General features: G+C 32.3%; 26 protein-coding genes and 4 pseudogenes. 24 read left to right on the top strand and 6 right to left on the bottom strand.

What is annotated here, in order from left to right; translation table 11 throughout:
• The first annotated feature begins 65 nt into the window (after positions 1-65).
• The 3 genes and pseudogenes from CER22_RS31625 (at position 66) to CER22_RS31635 (ending at position 2,699) form a co-directional block, all read left to right on the top strand.
• A pseudogene (locus CER22_RS31625) lies at positions 66-1,496 on the top strand (IS4 family transposase).
• Positions 1,497-1,815: 319 nt separating this feature from the next.
• The gene (locus CER22_RS31630) at positions 1,816-2,067 is read left to right on the top strand and encodes a hypothetical protein (RefSeq protein WP_063549519.1); all 252 of its coding nucleotides are present in this window, start codon (positions 1,816-1,818) and stop codon (positions 2,065-2,067) included.
• Between the two features lie 182 nt (positions 2,068-2,249).
• Entirely contained in the window at positions 2,250-2,699 is a 450-nt protein-coding gene (locus CER22_RS31635) for a hypothetical protein (RefSeq protein ID WP_088610563.1), read from the top strand.
• Between the two features lie 293 nt (positions 2,700-2,992).
• On the opposite strand, the gene CER22_RS31640 is transcribed toward CER22_RS31635, so the two are convergent.
• Positions 2,993-3,412: a hypothetical protein gene (locus tag CER22_RS31640; protein WP_088610564.1), complete on the bottom strand. Its 420-nt coding sequence runs from the start codon at positions 3,410-3,412 to the stop codon at positions 2,993-2,995.
• A 287-nt stretch (positions 3,413-3,699) separates the two neighbouring features.
• Between CER22_RS31640 and CER22_RS31645 the strand changes: the two genes are divergently transcribed.
• From CER22_RS31645 to CER22_RS31680, 7 genes and pseudogenes are all read left to right on the top strand, one after another.
• Positions 3,700-6,363 carry a type IA DNA topoisomerase gene (locus CER22_RS31645; RefSeq protein ID WP_088610565.1) on the top strand — a complete coding sequence of 888 codons (2,664 nt, stop codon included), beginning with the start codon at positions 3,700-3,702 and terminating at the stop codon, positions 6,361-6,363.
• Positions 6,364-6,791: 428 nt separating this feature from the next.
• A pseudogene (locus CER22_RS31655) lies at positions 6,792-7,435 on the top strand (thermonuclease family protein).
• 51 nt (positions 7,436-7,486) lie between these two features.
• Positions 7,487-7,687 (top strand): hypothetical protein, encoded by a 201-nt coding sequence (locus tag CER22_RS31660; protein WP_088610566.1) that lies wholly within the window; start codon positions 7,487-7,489, stop codon positions 7,685-7,687.
• A 77-nt stretch (positions 7,688-7,764) separates the two neighbouring features.
• On the top strand, positions 7,765-8,052 hold the full coding sequence (locus CER22_RS31665; RefSeq protein WP_088060810.1) for a hypothetical protein: 288 nt from the start codon (positions 7,765-7,767) through the stop codon (positions 8,050-8,052).
• A gap of 41 nt (positions 8,053-8,093) precedes the next feature.
• Positions 8,094-8,528, top strand: coding sequence for a disulfide bond formation protein B (locus tag CER22_RS31670; RefSeq protein ID WP_088610567.1), 435 nt, complete (start codon positions 8,094-8,096; stop codon positions 8,526-8,528).
• Positions 8,529-8,613: 85 nt separating this feature from the next.
• Positions 8,614-8,907 (top strand): ArsR/SmtB family transcription factor, encoded by a 294-nt coding sequence (locus tag CER22_RS31675; RefSeq protein ID WP_088610568.1) that lies wholly within the window; start codon positions 8,614-8,616, stop codon positions 8,905-8,907.
• A 453-nt stretch (positions 8,908-9,360) separates the two neighbouring features.
• Positions 9,361-9,774, top strand: coding sequence for a hypothetical protein (locus CER22_RS31680; protein WP_088610569.1), 414 nt, complete (start codon positions 9,361-9,363; stop codon positions 9,772-9,774).
• A 420-nt stretch (positions 9,775-10,194) separates the two neighbouring features.
• Here CER22_RS31680 and hfq read toward each other — a convergent pair whose 3' ends face one another.
• From hfq to CER22_RS31690, 3 genes are all read right to left on the bottom strand, one after another.
• Complete coding sequence (gene hfq, locus CER22_RS31685; RefSeq protein ID WP_088610570.1) at positions 10,195-10,380, bottom strand: RNA chaperone Hfq; 186 nt, start codon at positions 10,378-10,380, stop codon at positions 10,195-10,197.
• Between the two features lie 336 nt (positions 10,381-10,716).
• The gene (locus tag CER22_RS33480; protein WP_179211971.1) at positions 10,717-10,872 is read right to left on the bottom strand and encodes a hypothetical protein; all 156 of its coding nucleotides are present in this window, start codon (positions 10,870-10,872) and stop codon (positions 10,717-10,719) included.
• Positions 10,869-11,942, bottom strand: coding sequence for a Rap family tetratricopeptide repeat protein (locus CER22_RS31690; protein WP_088610571.1), 1,074 nt, complete (start codon positions 11,940-11,942; stop codon positions 10,869-10,871). The genes CER22_RS33480 and CER22_RS31690 overlap by 4 nt, the downstream gene beginning before the upstream one ends.
• A 207-nt stretch (positions 11,943-12,149) precedes the next feature.
• On the opposite strand from CER22_RS31690, the gene CER22_RS31695 reads away from it, so the two are divergent.
• The 6 genes from CER22_RS31695 to CER22_RS31715 all read left to right on the top strand — a co-directional run bounded on the left by CER22_RS31695 (position 12,150) and on the right by CER22_RS31715 (position 15,588).
• Positions 12,150-12,467 (top strand): transposase, encoded by a 318-nt coding sequence (locus tag CER22_RS31695; protein ID WP_088610572.1) that lies wholly within the window; start codon positions 12,150-12,152, stop codon positions 12,465-12,467.
• Positions 12,464-12,841 carry a hypothetical protein gene (locus CER22_RS31700; RefSeq protein ID WP_088610573.1) on the top strand — a complete coding sequence of 126 codons (378 nt, stop codon included), beginning with the start codon at positions 12,464-12,466 and terminating at the stop codon, positions 12,839-12,841. The genes CER22_RS31695 and CER22_RS31700 overlap by 4 nt, the downstream gene beginning before the upstream one ends.
• 83 nt (positions 12,842-12,924) lie before the next feature.
• Positions 12,925-14,220: a hypothetical protein gene (locus tag CER22_RS34020; protein WP_256943781.1), complete on the top strand. Its 1,296-nt coding sequence runs from the start codon at positions 12,925-12,927 to the stop codon at positions 14,218-14,220.
• Complete coding sequence (locus CER22_RS33485; RefSeq protein WP_179211972.1) at positions 14,198-14,359, top strand: hypothetical protein; 162 nt, start codon at positions 14,198-14,200, stop codon at positions 14,357-14,359. Before CER22_RS34020 ends, CER22_RS33485 begins: the two co-directional genes overlap by 23 nt.
• 197 nt (positions 14,360-14,556) lie before the next feature.
• Positions 14,557-15,189, top strand: a complete 633-nt coding sequence (locus CER22_RS32850; RefSeq protein ID WP_142293630.1) for a hypothetical protein — start codon at positions 14,557-14,559, stop codon at positions 15,187-15,189.
• A 72-nt stretch (positions 15,190-15,261) separates the two neighbouring features.
• Positions 15,262-15,588: a hypothetical protein gene (locus tag CER22_RS31715; protein ID WP_088610574.1), complete on the top strand. Its 327-nt coding sequence runs from the start codon at positions 15,262-15,264 to the stop codon at positions 15,586-15,588.
• Between the two features lie 106 nt (positions 15,589-15,694).
• Here the strand turns inward: CER22_RS31715 and CER22_RS31720 are convergent, their stop codons facing one another.
• Complete coding sequence (locus CER22_RS31720; protein WP_256943784.1) at positions 15,695-16,573, bottom strand: hypothetical protein; 879 nt, start codon at positions 16,571-16,573, stop codon at positions 15,695-15,697.
• A 721-nt stretch (positions 16,574-17,294) separates the two neighbouring features.
• Here CER22_RS31720 and CER22_RS34025 point away from each other — a divergent pair.
• From CER22_RS34025 to CER22_RS31745, 5 genes are all read left to right on the top strand, one after another.
• Positions 17,295-18,596 (top strand): competence protein CoiA family protein, encoded by a 1,302-nt coding sequence (locus CER22_RS34025; RefSeq protein ID WP_256943782.1) that lies wholly within the window; start codon positions 17,295-17,297, stop codon positions 18,594-18,596.
• Positions 18,577-19,305 (top strand): hypothetical protein, encoded by a 729-nt coding sequence (locus CER22_RS34030; RefSeq protein ID WP_256943783.1) that lies wholly within the window; start codon positions 18,577-18,579, stop codon positions 19,303-19,305. The genes CER22_RS34025 and CER22_RS34030 overlap by 20 nt, the downstream gene beginning before the upstream one ends.
• 91 nt (positions 19,306-19,396) lie before the next feature.
• Positions 19,397-19,666 (top strand): hypothetical protein, encoded by a 270-nt coding sequence (locus CER22_RS31735; protein WP_088610576.1) that lies wholly within the window; start codon positions 19,397-19,399, stop codon positions 19,664-19,666.
• A 56-nt stretch (positions 19,667-19,722) separates the two neighbouring features.
• The gene (locus CER22_RS31740) at positions 19,723-20,010 is read left to right on the top strand and encodes a hypothetical protein (RefSeq protein ID WP_002169876.1); all 288 of its coding nucleotides are present in this window, start codon (positions 19,723-19,725) and stop codon (positions 20,008-20,010) included.
• A gap of 79 nt (positions 20,011-20,089) precedes the next feature.
• Entirely contained in the window at positions 20,090-20,458 is a 369-nt protein-coding gene (locus tag CER22_RS31745) for a hypothetical protein (RefSeq protein WP_088610577.1), read from the top strand.
• A gap of 305 nt (positions 20,459-20,763) precedes the next feature.
• Here the strand turns inward: CER22_RS31745 and xerS are convergent.
• Positions 20,764-21,848, bottom strand: a pseudogene (xerS, locus tag CER22_RS34035) (tyrosine recombinase XerS).
• Positions 21,849-22,251: 403 nt separating this feature from the next.
• On the opposite strand from xerS, the gene CER22_RS31755 reads away from it, so the two are divergent.
• From CER22_RS31755 to CER22_RS34045, 3 genes and pseudogenes are all read left to right on the top strand, one after another.
• Positions 22,252-24,231, top strand: a complete 1,980-nt coding sequence (locus tag CER22_RS31755) for an insecticidal delta-endotoxin Cry8Ea1 family protein (RefSeq protein ID WP_088610578.1) — start codon at positions 22,252-22,254, stop codon at positions 24,229-24,231.
• A gap of 217 nt (positions 24,232-24,448) precedes the next feature.
• Positions 24,449-25,300: pseudogene (locus CER22_RS34040) on the top strand (phosphatidylinositol-specific phospholipase C); the annotation flags it as partial.
• Between the two features lie 45 nt (positions 25,301-25,345).
• Positions 25,346-25,809, top strand: a 464-nt coding sequence (locus CER22_RS34045) for an RICIN domain-containing protein (RefSeq protein ID WP_256943785.1), incomplete at its 3' end; no start/stop codon positions are given.

Genomic DNA, 25,809 nt, shown 5'->3' on the forward strand with positions numbered 1-25,809 from the left:
TAGAGAGGTGTTTTTTTCGTCTCATTCTAAGGGTTCACTCCAATAGGAAAGGATGGCGTTTTTTTATGGATCGCTCGCTTTCTGAAGAATTCCATCTATTCTCACAAGAATTACAACGCTTTCTATCTCCAATAGTCCTACTAGACATCGCTAGACAAGTTGGCTTTGTAAAGCGATCTAGTAAATATCAAGCAAACGAACTCATTGCCCTTTGCGTATGGCTCAGTCAGGAAATTGCTAGCACGTCACTTACACAATTGTGCAGTCAGTTAGAAGCTTCCACTGGGGTACTAATGAGCCCAGAAGGATTGAATCAACGCTTTAATCCAGCAGCTGTCGCATTTCTTCGAAAAGTCTTTACTTCTCTTCTCACACAAAAACTCTGTTCCAATCAATCGCTTTCTGCACACATAATATCTATTTTCAATCGTATTCGTATTTAAGATGCCACGGTGTTTCAGTTACCAGATACCTTCGCTACTGACTATCAAGGATCAGGTGGAAGTAGTAATACTGCGGGGGTGAAGATTCAACTTGAATACGATTTACTTAGTGGTCAATTTTTAAACGTACAGCTTGGGCCAGGAAAGAACAATGATAAAACATACGGTACCATTTGTCTTGAAACCGTTGAAAAAGGAGACATATGTTTGCGAGATCTCGGTTACTTCGATTTAAGTGATCTACAAGCGATTCACGATAAAAAGGCTTACTATATCTCGAGGTTAAAGCTGAATACACGCCTTTATATCAAGAACCCTGAGCCAAAATACTTTAACAATGGTACGTTAAAAAAGCAAACAGAATACATCCAACTTGATATGACACAAATGATGTCTGGTCTACCCCCTGGTGAAACGATGGAAATCCCCGAGGCATATATTGGCCAAAATCAGAAGCTTCCAGCACGTGTCATGATCCATCGTTTAACCGACGATCAAACACAAACGCGTTAAAAAAATCAAGCAATACGCGAGAAGAAAAAGGGTATTATCATGAAGGATAAAAGTAAGCGTTTGATGAGCATGAATGTATATATTACGAACACATCGCCAGAAGAAGTACCGACTAACTATGTGCATTCCTTGTATTCACTGCGTTGGCAAATAGAGATTTTGCTTAAAACATGGAAGTCGTTCTTTAAAATTGATGAGTGTAAGGACATCAAAAAAGAACGACTTGAATGCCATTTGTATGGCCAACTCATTAGCATTCTCATCTGTTCCTCTACGATGTTTCAAATGCGGCAGTTTCTACTCGAAAAGCAGAAGCAAGAACTAAGCGAATACAAAGCAATTTATATGATTAAGGATTACTTTCCGTTACTGTTCCAAGCAATGGCGGTTGACACAGATGAACTCTCGGTGATTCTGCATCGCCTCTATCAATCGCTTAAAAAGAATGGTCGTAAATGTCATCGTTACAAAAAAATGACCGTCTTCGATATTCTTGGTGTTGTCTATGAAACGACGGTGAATAAAAGACAAGTTGCCTAGCAGAAAAATCACATTTTCATAGATTTGTTTGTTATGTTTATTTTTCCGAAATTCATTAGTCACAGTACAAAAATCAAGGTATAGCTAGGGTTTCTCACTGTTAGCTTGATGGGCATGTGGCGTTATCCCTTATATGCTGAGGGATTCTCAAAAATCAATACTACTATTTTCATAATTTTAATTTTAAATTACAGAATATTACAATGTTATTTTATCAAGTTTAAAGAGTTAACAATATTTGTAAAAAATGATATGTTTTTAGTGTACTATTTTTTCTGAAAATTAAATAGTCAAACCAAATAGGGAAGGGGTTAATCTTATGTTTAAATCAAAATTCAAAAAAACAATTGGGGTACTAGGTTTAACATCAGCATTATTTATTTCTGCAATGCCTGCAAGTGCTGATTCGGGGGAGATTTGGGTTAGAAATAAATATCCAAATGCATATGATATTGTTTTTGATGCTAAGAACAAAACAGTTATGGTCTATGAGAGGGACGAAAATGGTAACACTATCCCTACATTTGAAAGATGTACTATGGTAGGGAGTCAATGTTTTGTACCTAAATAATGTACTGTTTTGTAATACAATTATATTTATTTAAGGGGATCACCAACAAAATGCGAATTTCGTACGCTAAGTAAAATTCTATTTAATAATTCATAATATCCGTTTATTAAATTAATCAAATACTTTTATAAAATATGTTTATTTTTTGTGTAAATTAAAAAATATTAAGGGGGATTTTTATTATGAAGAAAACGTTAGTTATTTCTGCACTCACTTTAGCTTTAACAAGTGTAGGAGCAAGCTCATCATTTGCAAGCACTGAAAATGTAAGCGTTACACCGGAGAAAATTTCACAATATAAAGCGGTAAAAGCAGTAAATAAAAGTAAAAAAAAGGAAACTGGTTTGATGGTTAGCAAGGAGTTTGCCTTAAAAGATGGCGAAGTGACAACACCAACACTTGACCATAAAAAAGGCGCAGAGATGAGGATTAGCATCCAGAATAACTCTACTGGTGATGTAAAATGGTATCTAAAAAATTCGAAGGACAGAGTGGTGAGCCAGGGGTATATAAAGAAGGGCGAAACAGGTAAGGAAACAGCTTACCGTGAAAAAGGTAAGTATAAAATCAGAGTTGTTAGTGAAAGTAAGGGAACGGGAAAAATTCATATAGGCGCTCGTACTTTGGAATAGTATAAATAATAAATGAAAAAATAGCTTATAATAACCGCCACCCTGACGGTAGCAGTTACTTGAAGAGATGTTAACAGCATCTCTTCTTTTATTATATACACAAGGTATTCCTGTAATACTTCTACAGGGGGTAGCATCACACATCCATCAACTTAAGAGTTTGTACTACCCCCAAGTGTAAAAAAGATGATTCTTTCTAAAGAGTGAATTGGGAAGGGGGACGTGCCCCCTAAAAGAATAAAGCCATCAAAAAAGATGACTTCTGTACAATACAGAAATCATCTTTTTTGATTTTAAGCATCGCGTCCTTCATCTTCATCATTAGATGAAAATCCAGCATAGTCAACATTTACAGATCCGCCGCTACCATCGCGATAGGTAACTTTATACTCACCAGCTCCTACTGCTTTACCCTTCCATTCATTTACACTTCTCCAAGTATATGATTTACCTGGTTTTAGTGTTATCGTTAAATATTTTTTGCCTGTATCAATGTTTTTTACAGTTATTGTGACATCATTTTTCCCTTTATTTTTAAACCATAATTTAACATATCCATAACCAGGATCAACGTTAAATGAAGATTCCACTGTTTTTTTACCTGAAACCGAACCCTCAAAATCATCATACTCAGCACCAGCTATTGAAGGAAATGCTACACAAGCCGCTAAAGCTAAAGATAAAATTGATTTTACTAATGTTTTCTTTTTCATAACTGAATCCTCCTTGGTATTTGGTATATCACAAGTATACATTTTAAAAACGTAATATAAAATATATATAATTTTTTATCAATAATAATTAAAATATTCCGAATATATTAAATTGATGGCAATATAATATGTTTTTGCCTATGAAAATATTACTACATTAAGATTTTTAAAACATAATGTGCTATAATTATAGTAATCTAATACTAAAAAATCAGATTGCAAAAGGACACACCTACGCATAACCATAGCGTAGGTGTGTCCTTTTTTTGTTTAAGGAGGAAAAAGTTATGGGGAAAACGTTATTTATTGCAGAAAAACCAAAAGTGGCCAATGAAATTATGAAATCGCCACGCTTCCGTCATTCACAAAAGTACATTGGTAGCAAACCTTATTACGGTTATTATGAAAATGATAATTATATTGTAAGTTGGTGCCGCGGACATCTGCTGGAACTAAAAAATCCGGAAGAGATGGATCCAAAGTATAAAATGTTTAAGTTAGAGCATTTACCCTTAATTTATCAGCCAGCTTATAAAGTGAAGCAAGAGAATGCTGAACAATTACAAATCCTTGTTAAACTGCTGCAACGCCCTGATGTTGACCATGCGGTGAACATTTGTGACGCGGACCGCGAGGGAGAGTTAATCTATAGGGAAGTGTATGAATACGCAGGTGTGAATAAAAAGCAATCTCGTGTATATAAATCCTCTTTTGAAGCTGCAGAACTTGAAGCAGCTCTCAATCGATTAGAAAGCGCGTCTAAGTATGATGGACTAGCTTATTCTGCTAAAGCAAGGCAGTATCTGGATTATCTATTAGGGATGAATATAACCAGGGGATGCACCACAAAATTAGCAAAAAATAAATTCTTATTATCATCTGGCCGTGTACAAATGTGTTTGCTACATGAGATACGTCAACGTGAGTTAGCGATTGAAAACTATAAGGAACAGTCTTATTATCATCTACAACTAGTAACAAATTTAGGACTCACTCCCGTTATGAAAACAGAAGATCAGGTGTTAAAACCATTGCCATTAAGAAGTTTGGGAGAGAACCTAAAAGGTCAATATCTCACGGTGGAGGAATTTAAGGAGGGCACTAGGAAGCATAATCCTAAATTGCTATACAACTTAACGGACTTGTACAAAGACGCCCATGCACAATTACAAATTAATGCTGAAACTGCAAAAAAACACATTCAGAACTTGTATGAAGAAGGTTTCATAACCTATCCACGCTCTTCGTCTAGGCATTTACCTACAGAACAAGTGGATCGGGTAAAAGGTGTTATGCAGGCGCTAGCTAAGAGTCGTTATTCTTTACTGGTACAATCCGTCGATATTGACGCCATTGATATAAAACATAAAACATTTGATGATGATCTTGTATCAAGCCATTTTGCCATTATACCAACGACTAAACAATATCAAGAGGAAGGTCGTCCAGAGATTGAAAAACAACTATATAGCCTCGTGGTAAAACGTTTTGTGGGCAATTTCATGCGTCCTGCAGTGTACCTGGTAAGAGATGTATCCCTTATTGATGCAATGGGAAATACCTATCAAATAAAAGAAAGTGTGCTTCGAGAAAAAGGTTTCCTAGAAGTGTTCCAAGAGGAAGTAGAGGAAGAAAGTGTGGAAACATTTAAAGTTCCTATCCTGCAGAAAGGACAAGAACTTCAAATCTATGATTTTGAGTTGCTGGAATCCAAAACAAAGAAACCTGCTCTACACACAGAAAGCTCAATTCTTACTTTTATGGAAACGGCTGGTCGTAAAATTGATGATGAACATTTAAAAGAGCTGATGAAAGGAAAACGAATTGGAACCGTAGCAACAGAAGCGGCTTTTATTCCGGCTTTACACGAGAAGAATTTTATAGACATTGAAAAGGGGAAAATTATAACAACTCCAATTGGCCGTGCCTTTATTGAACAATTTCCCGTTCAGCAAATTAAAGATCCGTTGTACACAGCAGAAATGGAAGGTATGATATATCGTATTGAAAAGAATGAAATGAGTTTTAAAGAATTCATTGCACAAACAAATGCGTTTGTACAAAAAATAACACAAGAGATTATAAGAATCCCTGACACAGTTTCGGATAATCTAATAGAGACCTGGAAGAAACAAATAGAAGTCTGCCAATGCCCTTGTGGAAATGGAATAATTTTAGATAGAGGAAAGTTTTTCGGGTGCAGCAATCATCCGAACTGTAGTATTGGATTACCTAAGACAATTAAAGACAAAACAATCCCTGCAGTACAAGTAAAAAAACTATTTGAAGAGAATAAAACGGACCTTATGAAAGGATTTAAATCTAATGGAAAAGAATTTTCTGCTTATCTAGCATTCGTTAACGGTGTAGTCAGCTTTAATTTACCTTCAATTGAAGAATTATCGCTAGGCCAGTGTCCGAAGTGTCAGAAAGGACACATTCTTAACCGTACAACGTTTTTCGGATGCTCAGAATATCAAAACGGATGCGATTTTTTGTTGTCAGCTAAAATAAAAGGCAAGAAATTATCCGATAGCCAGATTAAAAAACTATTGAATAATCATGTGACAGACTTCATTAATGGTTTTAGTGGGGAAAACGGAGAATTCACTGCTGCGATTCGATTAAAGCCAGATCTTAGTATTTGTTTTGAATTTCCAACTACAGATGATCGTACGGTAGGTAAATGTCCATTATGCCAGAGTAGGGTTATAATAGGGAAAACAAACTATCTATGTGAACAATACAAGAAGGACTGTGATTTCATCATTTCAGGAGTGATCCTCGAAAAAAGAATTACAGCTAGTCAAATTAAGAAATTACTAGAAAAGAATATGACTAATACAATACAAGGATTTAAATCGAAAAATACGGGGGAATTATTCGGTGCAAAATTAACATATGACACCGTAAAGAAAAGACTCACGTTTATAAACGAGAAGAAGAAATAATATCGCAAAATCTTAAATTTCATATATAAAATTAATAAGAAATATGATATGATGAAAGTAACAAAATACTTCTAAAACTATCTTGCAAAAGGACACACCTACGCATACATATGCCATAGGTGTGTCCTTTTTTATGTATTTTTAAGATTTCAAGACTCAAAAGGGGGATATATATTGTGTACCAGTAATATAGCATCTGATAATGTATCTTTTGAAAAATTGAAAAGTCAGGAAAAGCATGAAGAAAGTATGGTGTCAATATGCCCGCAGTGTAAGGAACGGTCATATAGTGCACTTTATAATGATCATCCAAAATGGATACAGTTTTGCCTATGTTGTAATTATCGAGAAGTAAATACATTGGAAAGTCCGTTTGTTTATTAGACGAATCTATTTACGTATTTTAAGTAGGAGGAAGAAATTTTGATATGAAAATATGGATTAAAGCTATTTGTATAACATCATTCGTAATTCAAATGTCAGCATGTAGCGGTTCCGTGCAAACAAAAAATGATTCGAGACCTGCCCAAGCAGTACAAAACGGAATACAACAGCACGTAGAAGGGAAAGGTATTGTTGATATTCCAGAAACTTATAAGGGGAAATTAAAAGGTTTAGAGACTGTTAAAGGGAAGGTGTTCATATAAAAGACGGAGATACGATAGACGTAAACGTAAAGGGGCAGAAACAGACAGTAAGGTTACTGTTATTAGATACTCCTGAGTCTGTATCTCATAAAATCCCACCACAAAAGATGGGAAAAGAAGCTTCTTCCTTTTTAAAGAAACAGTTAGATGGGAAAAGTGTAACCTTGGTTTATGATCAAGGACCAAAAGAAGACAAATACGGTAGGAAATTGGCTTATGTATTTTGTAATGGAATACATATCAATGAATTAATGGCCAAGTTGGGTTATGGGATTATAGCCTATATTTCTAAACCCAATACTACATTACTATCCGAAATGCTAGAGGCAGAAAAAGAAGCAAAAGAATCAATGGCTGGAGTGTGGAGCGTTAAAGGGTTTGTAAATGAAAAGAACCGGCATTATAACCGTAATGATGCAGCTTAGCACCTTAATCCATTGCAATACAAATATTTGTGCAAAATGGAGGTTTTTTGAATGGATGAAAACAAAAGAAATATGCTCTTATCCTTTATCATTTCAATTTTATTTATTTTCGTAAGTCTATTACCTTTTAGTAGTAATGAATATGTGTATGTTATCTCTAAAATTGGTGCTGCAGCTGGTGTAATAAATATTGTAATGATGAGCGTCTTCTTGTATTTTCAAATCAAAAAAACGGGACATTTATTAAATTAATACAGTAGGGTTCAATAGTTTTCCTTACCCTTATTAAAAAGAATAGGGTAAGGAAAACCTAAAAGGAGATGCGATAGGTGAGTCAAGTACCTGGATTCTTGAAATTTGTTTTAGCGAAAGAAAGACGGTATGTATATTTGGCTGTAGCAAAAAAGAAGAACAAAAGAGTGCATACACAAATTGTATATAGATTTGGTCCGCTAGCAAAAGCGTTAGAAGCCATGTATGTAATGCGTGATGATTTTGAGAATCTTTTCCCTTTAGAATTAAAAGAGAAGGGTTATGACTGGGAAGATCTCAACGATTGGATACTGTCTATTGAAACAGGGTACTCGAAACACGGAAATAAACTAGTCATATATTAGCAAATGTTTTGCATTTAAAAAACAGGTGAGGCGAAAATAAGATGTCGATCATTCAAAAGTATCACATTGCAATTGCTTGGACGATAGCTACTAGTGCAATGCTTATAAGTTTAATTTTTAGTGAATGGATGAAGCTGCCTCCATGTGATTTGTGCTGGTATCCAAGGATGGCCATGTATCCATTAGTATTAATATTGGGTATAGAAATGTATAGAAAAGATCCTAATGTAAGCATATATGCATTTCCATTTGCATGTATTGGATTAATAATATCTGTCTATCAAATTACGATTCAGGCTTTTCCAACAAGTGAAATGAAGATATGTTCAGTAGGTGTTTCTTGTACAGAAGATTACTTAAATTTATTCGGTTACATCTCGATACCTATGCTATCTTTTGTTGGATTTTTAACTATTATCGTATTTCTGTATATAAAACCAAACAGTAAATCAAGTCTTAGTAAAACAGATCACTAAACAAGAGTAATTTACATGTAAGAATAATTTTATGTATTCAAAACTGAATTTAAAAATAATAAATATGAAAAAGGAGATAATAAAAATGAAAACAATGAAAGTAAATAAAGAAATGAACAAAATTCCAGAGGCAGATGTGGAATTACTTAAGATCATGGCTCACCCAGTTAGGCTACAAATTGTAAAAGAGTTAGAACATCGTAAGATTTGCAATGTAACACAGTTAACGGAGCTATTAAATATACCTCAATCTACCGTATCTCAGCATCTAACTAAAATGCGCGGGAAAATTCTTCGTGCAGAAAGAAAAGGATTGGAGATGTACTACCATGTTGCGAATGCTAAAGCATGCCAGATTGTCGGAGTATTAGGTCTGTAGTTCTAACTCGAAATAGGGTAATAGAAAGAGTGTTGTTAAATAAAGCTGCAACAGCTGCTGTACTGTAGAATGATAAATTCACAAAATTAGAGTGTAGAACATGTCTGCATTCTTTTTTATTGCGCCCTAGCTACAATAGATAAAGCGCTTGTAATAAAGATAGGTGTATACATCTATAACTTAGACTGGAACTAATTTATTCATTTTTCAAGTAAGGGGAATATTGAGAATATTTATGTGTATAGTGAGAATTAAGGTTTAGAATATTCTGTGTCAATATTATCAATTTACTATAGTTTACAATTATGTAAAAATAGAACTGATTATATTTTTCCGTAAATAGTATATTAAAAGCTATCTTAAGCGTAATGTGAGTATTTATAGCCTGCTTATAAACGGTGACTGTGATCAAGTACTGTTAGAATTTATCAAACGAAATGAGGTGACTGTAATTTGAGAGAAGTTGCGAAAAAAGTACAAATGATACGTTTACAAGAGGAGCATTTTGGGTGTAATGCAGACGCAGAACAGTATGCTGCCAAGCAATGTAAAATAGAACGAGAGAGTATTAAATTAGAAAAAAATATAGTTGAAAAACGAACTCAAAAATTTCAAACGACAGAAGAAAAATGGGACACAAAATGTAAAAAAGCAGTACAATTATTTAATCAAGGAGAGGAATATCCAACTATTGCAAAAAAACTGAGGTGCAATGTGAGTAGTTTGTATAGAGAACTCAAGAAACGGGGCGTATTACAAATACCAAAGCAAGTAGCAGCATCTAAATCATTAAAATCGCCCATAACATCAACACAAACAAAAAAAACGAATTTCGAACGATATAAAGAATATTATATGTACAAATAGAAGAATTCATGGCTATAAATCTATACTTGGTTCTTTAGTATTCACAAGCATAAATTATAAAGGATACAATGAAAAAATGCATATTTAGCAGCAAATCTTCTTACAGTATTTATAGAACATCTGCAAATGTTAAAATAAGAATAACTTGTCTAAAGTAAAAGAATCCCCATGTCATAAAGGATTCTTTTAGAAGGGTTAGAGAGCTGTTGTTACTTGTCTCATATTCATTTTACGTACAATGGTAAGAATATTCAATTTTATTTTATATTTCTCAATATATTTCGTTCGTTTTCATATTATAATATAGTTAATTCTTTTTATTTATGTGTATTTCCTGGGGTGAATCCTTATTATAAGGATTCCTTTTTTATTTTTTCATCAGCTAACATTATTCACATTAGACTTTTAGATGGTATATATTTATAAAGAAACTGTTGAAATAGCATGTTTATAAATAAATTGTTGCTTTCCGTGACTGGAGACAAGCACTGAAAATTTATCAACAGCAATAATGATTCCAGTTACTCTTACTCCGTTTATTAAAAATATCGTTACTACTCTTTGTTCCTCTATTAATTTTTCATAAAAATTTTCTTGTGTATGCATGAATAGTTTCTTCCTATCTTTAAATATTCTACTCTTTTTGTGAATGTAAAAGGAATGGTATAATTATACCGTTTTTGGGATTATTTTCATAAAAATGAAAGCCTTTACAACGAAGTAAAGACCTTTGCTTATTTATGTATTAGTTCTTATTTTCTTGGGTGAATTTTTATTATAGGATTCTTTTTAATTTTGCTTTTAAAATATTAAATTTCACTGCATGGATTTATTAAAGGGAGTCTTACACCCTAATTAACACAAAGTAAGTAAATGTTATATACAAAGAAATCCTCTCTGCAAATAATAGTGTATTAATTGTAGGGAGGATTTCTGCAGTTATTACATTCCTTCACCATGGGTAGTATATTGTATAATTTCCTGCTTTTGTACTGCAATCATTGCCTCGCCGTGAGTGTTACTTAAAGTGATTGGTGCTACTAGCATAAAACCTGAGAATAAAAGTCCTGCTGTACTAATTAGTATTTTTTTCATCATTTTAAAGCACTCCTTTTCTCCATTTCAATTTTAGCCTTGTATCCCACACGGAAGTATTGACTTACTTTCAAGTGGTTACCTTCATCATAATACTTGTTTGCTAATTCATCAGCATACATTTCGACAAAGTGCCATAAATTTTCTTCTTGGAGATAATGGATTCCTTCAACAATAATCTTTTCATATTCATCTATAGGTGTATGCTGTAATCTTGCATTTAGAATTGATAAATGATGATAATATTCTTTATTATTTTGTGCATTACTAATGTGCAATCCTTTATCTATATAACTAGCAGCCTCATTTACGTTGCCTAGTTTCTCATGTTCTTTAGCTAACAAATACATTGTTTTACAGCTACCTTCTAGTGCCTTAGAGAGGTAATTGATTGCTAGTTGTGGCATATTTTGATCTGAATATAGTAGCCCTATATTATGACGAATCATTTGAGTAAGTTGTGTTTGATCTTGTTTGGTTGCAATATCTAAAGCGGAAAGAAAATACTCTTCAGCTAACTCGTATTGCTTTAGGGAAGTACTCGCAAGTCCCAAGATATTATTACATGAAGCTACATTTATTTCATACCCAACTTCATTGGAATAGATTTCTTTCGCTTTATTACCGTACGTTATTGTATTTAGTGGTTGGAACTGATAATAGTTGAAAAGGGCATATTGATAGTTAAATTCCGCATGTTCTAATTCATCCGGAATAAGAGATAGAAGTGTTTCAGCTTTGTGATAGAAGTGTTTGGCGTCACTATATTGTCCAATCTTCATTGCATGTATAGCATTGAACAGATAGTAATAGTAATTGAGCATGTCTGTGGTAGACTCTTCAATATGTTCTCCAGGTTTTACTAAACCTGATGTATTATTTATTAAAAGATTATACCTAAACTCTAGTAACGAATAGTAAATAAGAAGCGTTTGATCTTGTTCCATTTCGTCGATAAGTTTTTCAACATCTGATCTTAGATTTTTTGCTTTCAATAACTTTTGAGAGCGCATAGCTTTGTACCAATCGTTCATTAATTTAGTAATCTTTTCGTTTCCTTTTGCTACAATCACATAGCTTCCCCCTTTGTATATTTATATCTATATGTTTTTATCATAGCAGTTAAATCCATATTATTACAGATGATAGTAGTTTAAAAGAATATTTCTAAACAATTATACGAAAATTATGAATTTGTTTATGACCAATTTGGATTCCTCTTCATATTAGGCTAAAATATGTGATGAGTATAAATCTACCATAGCGACGAGGGGAAGACAGTGAAAAACCATACAAAAGGTCCTAAAGGGCAATTGTTGCAAACCAATAAGAAATGGTCTCACCTAAAGCAAAAACAGCGTGAAACCATATCAATTTGGCTGAGAGAGGCTTATATAGAGAAGATTAAGGTTCATAACCGCAGATTGAAACCAAGAGAACATGAGGATGTTTTAGAAAGTGTTATGAGTAAAATCTATGATCGTGAAATTTGGATTCCGGATTACGAAGTCGAAAAGTATTACAAAGGAAAAATAAATAAATGGTATAACAAACATATTTCGTTGGAAGAAAAAAATGAAAGGGAGGAGAACATATGAAACATAGTATCGGAAATGTGAGCACTTCATATATAATCCGTCTAATTTTAAATGATTTAGACACATTTATTACAGCTGGAAAAAGGGAATTTGATTTCTGCTCAGAATCCGGAGTATCCTCTGTGGAGGAGCTACTTGCGGATTGGTTGGAATGGTTTAATGATTACCCACAAGGTATATCGCCAGGTGAATTAAAAGAAATTGAAAGGGAGATAGGTGAATTGATGGGGAGTATGTCTATATGGTCTCATCATACAGAAGAAAGAGAAGGGTTTATAAAGCAATTTAGCGATTATTTCGGGGAATATATAGGTTTCTGTAAATTAGTTAGGGACGTATATCTTGAAGAGCTAAAAGATGAGTTGTCATATTAACATCCTATATTTCTAATATTTTTATAAAAGGAAATTTATATTAATGTTCTTCAGATGATGAAAAAGTTAAAGGAGAAAAGAAAATGAAATTAGAGATTGAAAAGTTTATTAGTGAAATGGAATTTCCGGAAGCTGCTATGATTTTTATTGAAGAGGGGATACTTTGTTATAAAGTAGGAGCTTACAGATCATCATATATCATGTCATATTTATTTTTCTTAAATGTAGTGAAATACAGAGTGTTAGAAAGCTCGCATACTCCTAATGGAATAACTGATAATGAATGGAGAGCAAAAAAGGGACAAATTTCAAACGAAGATACTTGGGAAAATAAGGTGTTTGATTTAATTAATGAAGGGGAAACACATAGTCGTTACTTTAAAATTAGCAAATCCAGAATTGCGCAAATGGAGTATTGGAGAGCATTAAGAAATGACTGTGTACATTCTAAAGATAATCTAATTGCAGGGGCACACGTTGAATCATTTTGGCTATTTGTACAGTCAATTCTTCCTAAGTTAGTAATTAACGGTAGCAAAGATTTCTTATTGAACGAGCTTGAAGACTATTTTGATAACGTTTATTTTAATAATCCAGAAAAGGTACAAGACATTGTTAGAATGATTCCTCATTTAGCTGAAAACAATAATATCTCTGAATTATTTGGTGAAATCCACGATCACTTTAAAGGTAACAGAAATTACCGTCTTGGTGACTCTTCTGGTAAAGCACACGAGTTTTGGAAAACAATAAATTCTAGTGAGAATTTACTTATTAGTAATAATTTCAATAAATTTTTAACTCATGACAATGAAATTTTTGAAAAGTTCATAATGCTGTTCCCTGAAAGATTTTTAAAATGTCATGCTGAAAATAGGTCTATAATAAGTCATTTTATTAATAACCCGCTACCAGATTGGCTTGTGTTCGATTATCCAAATGCAGTCAGCTTACTTTGTACATGTATAAGGAATGGCCTAATAGATTCTAAGAAGTCAAAAAAACTCGTTTCCTGTGTAAATTGTGATTTAAAAGGGCTGAAAGATGAAGAAATAATGTTACTGAAAAGCCATGGCTTTTTTGACGACATAAAAGAATATATGATGAAAGATTTACATAATGGGAATGCGTTTTCGTATACGAAAATTAACGGTCAGTCTGTGGAGTTAGCTTATTTTGTGAAATATTGTTTAATGACTGACGGTGATGGTGAGAGATTTACTACTCTATTAAACAATACTCTAGTTGATTTGAAAAACCCTTCCGTATTTCGTGAGTTAGAAGAAGTATTAACTCAAAATCCAGATATCCTTAAATATATAAAAGGCGTAATTGGTAATGAGGGGCAGGAATTATGTGAGTTCTTTACAAGATTATAAAAGAAACCAAAAGACGGTGCCAGCAGATGGTACTGTCTTTTGGTTATTGGGTAATGGTGGATGTAGTCGCACGTTGAACCCAACAATGAATCGTCTAGAAATTATATGGTTCAATTTTTGTTTAGTAATACAAGGTTAATAGAAAAATAATTGGTATAACGAAAGCCAATGAAGAAAGCTAGGAGGCTAATAGTCAAAGTTGGTCAAAAAGAAGTTTGACTTTGACTATATACTGATTTTAGAAAGAATTGGTAACTATAATAGTCTGTTTCTCAAGACTTCCGGCCTGTTTGTTACATAAAATTCTATTCAATAAATGCATAGGAGTGTTAAACAATGAATGTAGAATTGAATGCAGTACAACAACAGCAACGAGCTGTAATTGAAATGAACTTAGAATTAGTTCGACCAGATATTAACGAACAGGCACACCAAGAACACGAACAGCTATTTGCACAAATGGCTGATGTGGCACATGAGCTACATATGTCGCTTGAACCACGTCCGAATCATAAGCGGTCCATGATAGAGGCTCGTCGTATGCAGCCAGAAGAAGTAGATTTTTACCGTAGCATTCATGCAGTAGAGGATTTATTAGCTTATTTGGATAATACAGATGCTAATAATGACCCAGAAGACCAAACAATGGGCGATGTATTTGAGATGCTGATTTATTCACGTAGATGGGGGCATGATGACCGTTATATACTTACTCGTAATGAGCAAGGATGGCATGTTTCCCACCAAACATATACGGGACAGTCGGGTAGAGATGCTCTTGGAGTTTTAATTTCAAGTCTACGTCACGACAGCGTTAAATATCCGCATCAATTAGGTGATGTTATGGAGGATATTTGGAATCAAGCTGCTGAAGCTGGTTTGTCTCATGACGAGGTACAGAGTATGCTTAATGAAGTAGCAGAGTGGATTAATGCGACAGAAAGAGCTTATCCAGCATTTGTACGATAAAATAATCGGGGCTTCCTGATTATTTTATCCCTATATGTTTGGTTTATATAAATTGAAATGGAGTGATGAAAAATGGAAAAAAACCTATTTGAAAAGATTTTAAGTGTTTTATCAAATAATATACCTGGTAAAGGTTTTTCAAATTATCTTTTCCAACAAATTCAACATGTGACAACAAAGCAGGATATTGAAGCTTTTTCCAAGGAGCTAAAAGAACGAATCGGAAATATTGAGATAGCAAATCAATTTGAATTATTAAATCTAGGTACAGCTTTATATGCAGCATTTTCATCTCAAAGAGAATATAAAAAAGGCTGGATTGTAGATGCCTATTGGAAAGTATACAATAAATGTAATAGCGCCAATCAAACTATATTAACTAGTGTTTCAGGTTGGTAAAGCTTTTATCCTTAAGTAATAAATTCAACAATAAAAAACAGGATATTTCCTTTAAGGGGGAAATATCCTGTTTTTTACTACCAATAGCTGATTGTAAAAATTATTATTAGCTGTTTTTTTCTTCTATGCGTTTGAGTGGGGAGTAATATAGCTCTTTCCACTGTATGTTTTTAAAGGAAAAGCGTACCTCTATTTTTAGAGTAGATTCATAGCTTTTAATTAGATTTTTAGCCAAATTTTCTAATCTTGCAGGATGGTGCTTTTCGAAATAATGAGGATTATCAAGAATAACCTTTAATTGATTTAAAAGGTCAATTAGGTCACTTATGTATTTATTTGTTGAAAAGAAATTAAAATCTTTAAATGTACTTTTAAATAATGAAAGAAAGTATATAGACATAAATAGAATTAACAATAATACCCCAAGCCGCATCAAGCCTTGAGTTAATGTTAGTTTATTATTTATAAAGATTTGACTGTTAAATGCTGCCCAAGCAGGAATAAAGAAAATAAGGGTTGTGCTAATATTTGATCCTAAAATTTCTAATATACTCTGTTTTTTATTGTTATCTAATCTAGTTTGAAGTAATTCAATTAAAGATTCTAGTTTTTTTATGTTTTCTTCCCCGTTCTTTTTTTGTAGAAGTTTACTTGAAAATATAAATTCCTTGAGCAATAATATACGGAATAATTCCCACTGAGTGCTACGAAATTTAGTCTTATATTGATTTCTAGCAAAAATATTAGAGGGGCGCATAAAAAGTATATGTAATATTATAATGTTGATTATTACGGCTAAAAGTATGAATAAAAAGGCTGAAAGGGGAGATTTTTCATTAGCTAAAGAAATAAGACAAGAACTTGTTATAATAAAAAATATAAAACACATGACGAGGTTAATGACTAACCGCTTAAACACTAAACTGAAATTACTTAATCGTTTTTTGTAGAAATGAATTAATTGTGTTTCAATCAATTTTTTCACCCTTTCTATAAATATCAATAAGGAATTCCTTATATAATCATTATTGTAACATATTGTAATTATCGGAGGTGAATCTTTATCTATAAACGACCCAGTTTCATGCCTTTGTAAAGGCATTGTGGGAGAAAAATTTGAATGATTAATTTTACATTGAATCCGTGATTAATTAATACTTCTATTCGGACATACATCCTTTTATGCTAATGTTTAGTACAGTTTATTTTATTATGAAGTTAGTTACGTCATTATATATTAATTTTAAATTATTATATGGCAGATGGTGAACTGACGAAAATTTAAACCAGAAATAGTAATTAGAGAAACTCGAAGGCCAGAGACTAAAATGAGGATTATGCTGATTGTATATTACCTGGTACTCGTATAATAGCCGAAATAGATATAATAAAAAGAGAATAAGTGCAGTAAAAATATGACTGAATATAAAAAATATACTTTCATTTAAAATTGAATGAGATGATCTAGAGTTATGCTGAATTAATTTTCTTATCTAAACCTATTTAATTGTTATTATAGCAAATGTGAGTTGCTCTATAGTTAATTTTGAACCACTTATCAATAAGAACCAGAAGATGAAAATAAGTAATCATAGAATTTCTATTAATATTTAAATGTATATATGCATAAATTTTAATGATTGAATAGTATTATATTGAATTCAACGGATGGTAATAATATTCCTTTTTGAAAGGGTGTATATTAAATGCAGTATTCTTATATCGAGAATTTTGATGGTTGGGAGAAAATATTTCCTAGTGGTAAATTAATCGGTTTTCAAAAAGAAAGATATATAGAGCTAGTTTCTATGACTATAGATAATGATAAGGAAGCTAAGTATATAAGAGGTAGAAAATCGTTATATCAGGCGAAATGTCCTATATGCCAAGACATCATGTCGTTTAATAAAGGATCTAAGATAGTTAATAAAAATCCATATTTTTTTCATTTAGATAAAGAACATTGTTTTTCCTTTGAATCACTGGCACATGCTAGAACTAAGAAATATTTATATGAATTATTTAGTAAAGCTGGTTACATCGTAAAAGAAGAGAAAAGGCATAAAGACATTTCACGTGCGGATGTAGCGGTACTGCAAACAATTGATGGAAAAGAAGAGTTGAAATTGGCAATTGAAGTTCAGGCGTCAAATATCCGGACTAGTAATATTGTGAAGAGAACAAATATATATTTTGAAAAAAATGTACCAACTGCATGGATACTAATACTAGATAGTTTCTTTCCACCTAAGGAAACAGAAGTAAATGGAGAAAAAGTATATACGGATAGTTATAGTGGTACAAGGATTAGTAGTTTTAATCCAGAAACAAATTCTTATGAGTATACATATATTTCTCCATTAAAAGAGGAGTACTTCTTTGTAACTGGGGAAAATAATAAAGCATTTAACTATTTAATGGATTTATACCATGTTATTGTGACTGTAGATCATAATGGTCATGTTTTTTTAATCCGAAGAACTCCTGAAAGTTCTAAGTTAAGGGCAGATGCATTGTTAGAAAATCGAGAACATTCAACACAAGATGATATATTTCTGGTAAACCGAATAGCAGAGTCTGACATTGTACCAGTATTATTAGAAACAGAATTATTGCGTGCATCACATAGTAAAAATGTTATGAGGCTGAAAAAGAATACCCAATTAAATGAAGATTTTAAAGGCCAAATTCATAGAAGTTATTCTGATCCTACGAATTTAGTAGATGCTGCTATTGAATTTGATAAAGCCCGGCAGATAGAGGAAGCATTAAATAGTATAGAATTAGCGAGAAAAGCAAGAGAAGACATGAAAATAGCCTATACTAACAAACTACTAGAAATAGAACAACAAAAAGCTGAAGAGCGCCGAAGGCAAGAAGAAACATTGGCTGAACAAATGGCAAAGGATTATATGTGTGATTTATATAATCAATATAAAAAGGAATTTAGTATGTTAGTAGAACGAATGGAAACAGAGAAGATTCAATTTGAATTATCTTACAATTAGTAATTGGTATTCTTGGTTGAATTATTTAAAAGAAGAGCGCTATGAGTGGTATATAGTCGTAAAAAATTTATTTAAAGGATTTCCAACAACTTTCTTAAGAAACAAGAATGATTTTGAAATATATTTTAATAAAGAACAAAATAGATATAAAAACTGGATCGAGAGTAGAAGTTTAATTGAATTTGTAGAAGAATTAGGGCAACATTATGAACAGGTAACAAATAATACTACCCAAAAAATGTTTTATAAAGAGCTTTTGGATAAGTATGGACAGAAGTTAGATAAAGTGCAAAAAAAAGAAAAAATACAAAGGGAGCAAGAAGAGCTACGTATCCGTCAAGAAAAAATAAAGAAAGAGGAAGAAGAACGAAAGCGCATTCGATTACAGAAAGAGCAATTATATAAAAAACAAGAGCTTTTAAACAAAGACTATTATGAGATACCACATTTAACAGAAAATGAAATCGATGATTTTAGAAATCAGTTTTGGGAGGAATACATATGTATTCCCAAAAAAGAACGTACTGCCTACGAAAAAAAATACTTTCCTACATTCACTGCTGGATTACCCAAATGGTTTATGTCAAGAAAGCTTAGACATGAAGAAAAAGAAATTGAAGCTGTAAATAAGCAAAAAAGCAAGAAAAGGGAGCATAAAGAAAACTTAAAAGATAACGAAGATGGTTTTATTCAACTTAAGTTATTATAAAAAGAATTCTTGTAATCGAACGAAAACTTATATTTCGTTAATCTTTATTTTTGTATATTATAATTTAATATTTTTTATTAGGAGGATACATATGAGATTAAATAAAGGCGAAAGATCATTGCCTGTATTATTAGCGTATGAAAGAGATGAAAGTGGGAATCTTGCAGTTTGGTGCCCATATTGTGCAACATGGCATCTTCATGGACAAGGAGACGGGCATCGTAGTGCTCATTGCCAGAATATGAGGAGTCCATTTATAGAAACAGGATACATTATAAAAAAGGGATCGAAAAAAGATTATGCTTTCGGTAGAACGTATTATGATAGTTATGACAACTTAGATTTGAAATATCGTTACTAGATGGTTTTGCTGTAATTTAAGAATCAAATAAGATATTAGAAGGAAGTGGAAGTTTAATGGGGTATAGTACTCTATCTCTTGATTTTAAAAATAAAGTAGTTGTCGATAAAACGAAGTGGAAAGAAATATGGGACGATTGTATGGAGCCAGATAGTTTTGCTGAGTATGTGTATATAGTCATTGAAAATGCGGCTCGTCGTTATAAATTTAAACATGACTTTGAACCAGAGATATACATGTTTAATTTAAATAGCCCTTATAAGGTGAATCTGAGATTGGGTAATAAAAAATACATATTGATAATGAATCCCTTTGATGAAAGTCAACTTGTTAATGCGGAATAAGGTTATTATAAGTAACATCTTTTAATCAAACTATATTTCAAATCAATATTAATAGCTTTATTGTTATGGAGGAATTATAGTGCAACCTAAAAAAGAGCATAACTATCATTTTACGAACGTTTTAGATTTTGAATACATCTGTCTTGAGAAGAAGGGGCTTGGTTTTCCAGAACTAGAAGAAGTGATGTTTAGTTATGTTCTCTCTATGCCACAAGGAACCCTAGAGTTTAAAGAATGTTGGATATCCCGTGAATATGTAGAGGGAGAGGAACTGAGAACAGTCCAGGTTACTTTTGAGGACAGTAAAATAAAAAAAGCAGTTCGTTTATGGGGATCTAAAAGAAATATAGATGGTAAAGTGCTTACAATGACGATGGATTTTTTAAATTTAGAGACAAAAGAACTTGAGTATGAAATGGATATATTAAAAGTGGCACAGAAGAATTAGTAAATATATTTTGTTTGCTGTAGAAACTAGTATTTAGTAGAGGGACGTAGCGTTTTATGTCACTCTACTTTTTTTAATATCTTTTGTAGCTTTGAAATAAAGTTATGATGTTTCTAATATAAACGCAAGATTAACTAGTGATAAAACAAAATACAAAACACAAGAAAACCATCGTATTTTTCTTTACGATGGTTTTCTAAAAGGATGAAAGCCCTAGTTAATAAGTGATGAAGAAGTTATTGTAACATACGTTTTGTATTACGTAAAATATGCAAGCTTGATTAATAAAAATGGATGAGTTGATACTATTCAAATTGTCTTCTTTCTAATCGATCAATAGCTTCACGTTTCTTCTCATTATTAATATTCGTATAAATACTAGTCACCTCTACTGAAGTATGGCCAAGTTGATCGCGCAGCAAAACCAAATCTTTATTTTCTTTATAGTGATTAGTTGCATATGTATGCCGTAGTTTATGGGGGCTGCGTTTCTCATCAAATGCATTTGTATACTTATCGATTAACTTCTGTATAGCTCTAACTGTTAGCTGCGTATATTTCCCTTTATAATTTGTTACGAAAAGTAAGTCTTCATCTTGAGGGGAGTTATATTTACTAGGACGAACCTTTATATATTCTTGAACATCATCTAAGCAAGAGCGAGTAGCTAATATGGAATATCTTTTATTACCTTTACGAATCACTTTAACGGTTCCCTGACGGAAGTTTATACTAGAGATAGTTAAGACTAGCTACCTCAGAAACTCGAAGCCCAGTACCTTAAATAAGGCTTATGATGGCTATGTCTCTTTCTTTATCACGCTGAAAAAAACTGTATTTTTATGGTGATATATCTTTCAACATTTCACCATAATCATTTGCTAGAAATTGAAGAAAGGCTACATCATCTTTCTCATTAAATATCATGTTTGCAACGTCACCTGCTCTTGCTGCTGCATCTACTTTCTCCTTATGCAGTTCAATTTTCTCCATAACATTACGAGAGATGTAATTCCCCCCTTGTTCATTTCTGTATTCCAAGCTAAATAATTAAATAAGGATTTTAAAGCAGAGAAGGTCCTATTAATAGCTCTTGTTTCAACGCCTTCACCCTGGAGGTATTTTTAAAAAATTCTAGCTTCATTTAATGGTGAATTTCTTAGTGTTGTAATTGGTATATCACATATGTTCGTGACAACTGTTCCATTATCAGCGGCAAGACGATTACTAATAAGAAATTTACGGAATTTTCCGTATTCAGTAATGTAAGCATATAATGTAGCGGGGGAGAGATTGGTCTTCATTTCTGTATACTCTATGATTACCAGAGTATTTTATTTTTATGTTTATCTATTAAAATTTCAAACTTTTCTTTTTCTTTATCACTTATGTTGTGCACCTCAAATCGAATAACATAAACAAACTATTAGAATTTGTGAGCTAGAAGGTTGTTTTAATAAATGTTTTGATTACATTTGGATACCTCTACTATACTCAATACTTTGATGGCTAAGTGAATTTTTTAATCAAAAGGTACTAATGGCTGTATTATAGTTTAACCTCATCGTTTTTATATAAAAAATGTTATGAGTTTATCATCGCTCATAACTAAAATTGAATATCGATCTGAATCATAATAAATTAACGATTAACAGTACTAACTAAATCTCACATAATTACTAAAATAAAGTAAAAATAGCTATACTTTTCTAATTATTTTATTAAAATTCAACTGAAATTCCATGTAACATCTGTATTGTCAAATAAAAAGAAAAGGAGCTGTAATATAAATTATGAAAAATACAAAATTTAACCCTGAAAATTCTGTAAAACACCCTTTAGCAAACAATCAACCTTCTGCATTACAAAATATGAATTATAAAGATTTTTTGAAAATAAATCAAGGAGATGGAAGTAAGGATTTACCGAGCCATGAGTTATTTATTAGTGCACCAGGTCTAGTTGAATCGACAGCTAATATTACTAGTACTATACTAAGTGCTTTAGGGATTCCATTTTTAGGAACTATACTTACAGTGTATAGCAAGTTATTTGGGTTCTTATGGGGATCAACCTCAGAACAAGACCCTTGGAAAGAATTAATGGATCGAGTAGAAATACTTATTGATCAAAAATTAACGAAATATGCGAGAGATAAGGCAGAAGCAGAATTGGCAGGGTTACAAAATGTTTTAAATTCGTACGTAGCTGCACTTGAAGCATGGCAAAATAATTCGCGAGACTTGGATACAAGATCATTAGTACAACAGAGATTTGTGGCAGCTGATGCTCAATTTAAAAATGCAATGCCTTCATTTGCAATCAAAGAGTATGAAACTTCACTATTACCAATTTATGCACAAGCCGCAAATCTTCATTTGCTTTTATTGAGAGACGGTCAGATTTTCGGGGAAGAATGGGGAATGGAACCATATGAAGTTGATTTATTATATAAAGAACAATTGAATTTTATGGGAGAATATACAGATCATTGTACCAAATGGTATCATCTCGGTTTAGAAAGACTAAAAGAAAAAGATACAACAGCAAAAGGGTGGGTAAACTACAATCGTTTTCGTCGAGAAATGACATTAGCGGTTTTGGATATTATCTCCTTATACCCTCATTATGATATATACATGTATCCAATGAAAACAAACGCAGAACTTACGAGGGAAATTTATACAGATCCAATTGGGAGTTATGTGACTGAAGAGAGTAGTAATTTTCGAAGGGTTATGTCTTGGTATGATATGAGACCACCAGTTCTTCCAACTTTCTCTTATTTAGAAAACCTTATTAGAGTGCCTGAACTGTTTACAATTATAAAAAAACTTAGTATGTATACAACAAAAAGGAATAACGGTAAATATGAATACTATAATTACTGGGTGGGAACTGAATTAGAACGTTCTCATATTGGTAATAAGGGTAAAATAATAAAAACAAAAAATGGCAGTATTACTAGTGAAAAAGATACATTTGATTTTAATAATTATGATATATACAGAGTTTTATGTAATTACATAGGAAGATATGAGAATAGTTTATTAGGATTGAATACAGTTAAATTACATTTAAGTGACAATTCAAATCAAATTGAAAAAGAATACAATAAACCTTTATTTGTTACGGGGGGACAGAAAATCATTGATTCAAATGAAGAATTACCTGTAACAAAAATAGAACATTTGTCAGACAACCAGTCTTACACTCATAAATTAAGCTATATCTCATCGTTTGCATTAAGTACACAAAAAGGAACAGCATTAGGTACTATTCCTTTATTTGGATGGACACATCGTAGTGTAGAACATAAAAACACACTTTCGCGTGAAAAAATTATAGAGATTCCAGTAGTCAAATCATCTTATATTCACCCAACCTCACAAGTTATACAAGGGCCTGGATTTACAGGGGGAGATATAATTAAGGGAGTGAAGAAGGGAAACGAACCAAATAAACTTTTATTTATGTTACCTTTTGATGTAGCATCAGGAATAAGTAGATCAGAATATGATATTAGAATCCGTTATGCTGCTGACAACAAAGGAAGATTGCATATTTCAGAAGGGAATTTCGTTACAAGAAGCATAGATTTTAATAAGTCTATGGAACCTAATTCAAAATTACAATATAGTTCGTTTAAATATTTAACAATTTCAGGGTGTAGTTTAGGTATAGGTAGTAAAGATTTAAGTGTTTATGGGCAAGGGGATAAAGGGGATTATACTATATATATTGATAAAATAGAATTCATTCCAAAAGATTAGAAATAACTTTTTAACTATTAGGAATATTTAAATGCAAGCAATGAACTTTTTTCATTATTTATTATTTTCAATAAATTACGGTTACGAATACATCTGAAATAAATTTATTTGAATTTTAAAATAAATCATAGCAAATATTGGAGGTACAATAATGACTACATTAAAAAAAATCAACGAACAAGATACGAATACAAAAATGGATAGAAGTATAAAACTTTCAGAATGGATGCGGAAAATAACAGATTCATGGACACTAGCACAAATGTCGATTCCAGGAACTCATGATAGCGGTACTTTTGAGTTAAAAGATCCTATAAAAGTAACATGGGCAAAGACACAAAATCGTGATTTTTATCAACAAATGCTTATGGGTGTAAGATTTTTCGATATTAGGGGGCGTGTAACTGATGATAATACAATTGTTCTACACCATGGTTCTATATATCTTTATGTAACCCTTCATCAATTTATTAATACAGCTAAAAGCTTTTTAAAAGATCATCCGAGTGAAACAATTATTATGTCTCTAAAAGAAGAATATAAAGCAATGCCAGGAGCGAAAGATACATTTGTGGATACTTTTGAAAAAAGATATTTTAAGGACTCCATTTTTTTGAAGAAAGAGGGGAATATAACAATGGGGGAAGCCCGCGGAAAGATTGTACTACTAAGAAGGTATGCGGGTGGTAAGATGAGGGGAGGTTATGGTAATTTTGGGTGGTCTGATAACGCAACCTTTACTTCTACAACAAATGGTAATATAAAAGTAACGGTGCAAGATCAATATGATGTTAAAGAAAAACAAAAGAAAGATGCAATTAACAACATGTTAATTGCTACGGCAGCCAATGACCTTGATCCTAATCACATCCACATTAATTTCACTAGTTTATCTTCTGGTGGTACAAAATGGAGTAGTCCCTATTATTTTGCCTCTCATTTAAATAATTGGACTGCGGAAATTGTGAAAAAATCAGGAAGAAAAGCAGGTTGGGTTATTATGGATTATGTTGGAGATGAATGGAATCCGAAGCTTTATTGGGACGTAATAGATATTAATTTTAACCTTCCAAATAGATATAAAATAAAAACAGCTTTAAATGGTACAAGTGGTGTGGATGTTTCAGTCAATCCAGATCCAAATGGTAATAGGAATGTACACTTGTATAATGACAATTCAACTAAAAGACATCAATGGGATCTTCAGTATGATAGCAATTGCAAAGCATTTCAAATACATAGTGTAGAGGAACCTACTAAAGTATTAGCTTGGAATGGTAGTATGGATTCAAAAAAAGTATTCATTACGAAAAATGAAAATAAAGAAGAATACTATTGGATATTAGAAGATGTAGGAAATGACTACTATATTATAAAAAACTTCAAAAATCCTAATCTTGTATTGGATGTTAAAGATGGCAAAACAAATAACAATAATCCTATTCAAGTGCATGAAAGAAATGAAACGAATGCTCAAAAGTTCAAACTAAAGCCAGTAATCATACAAGGTGTCTATAAAATAAAAACGGCTTTAAATGGTACAAGTGGTGTGGATGTTTCTAGCGCTGGAGATAAAAA

Source organism: Bacillus sp. K2I17 (assembly GCF_002209985.1).
GTDB classification, from domain to species: Bacteria; Bacillota; Bacilli; order Bacillales; family Bacillaceae_G; genus Bacillus_A; species Bacillus_A wiedmannii.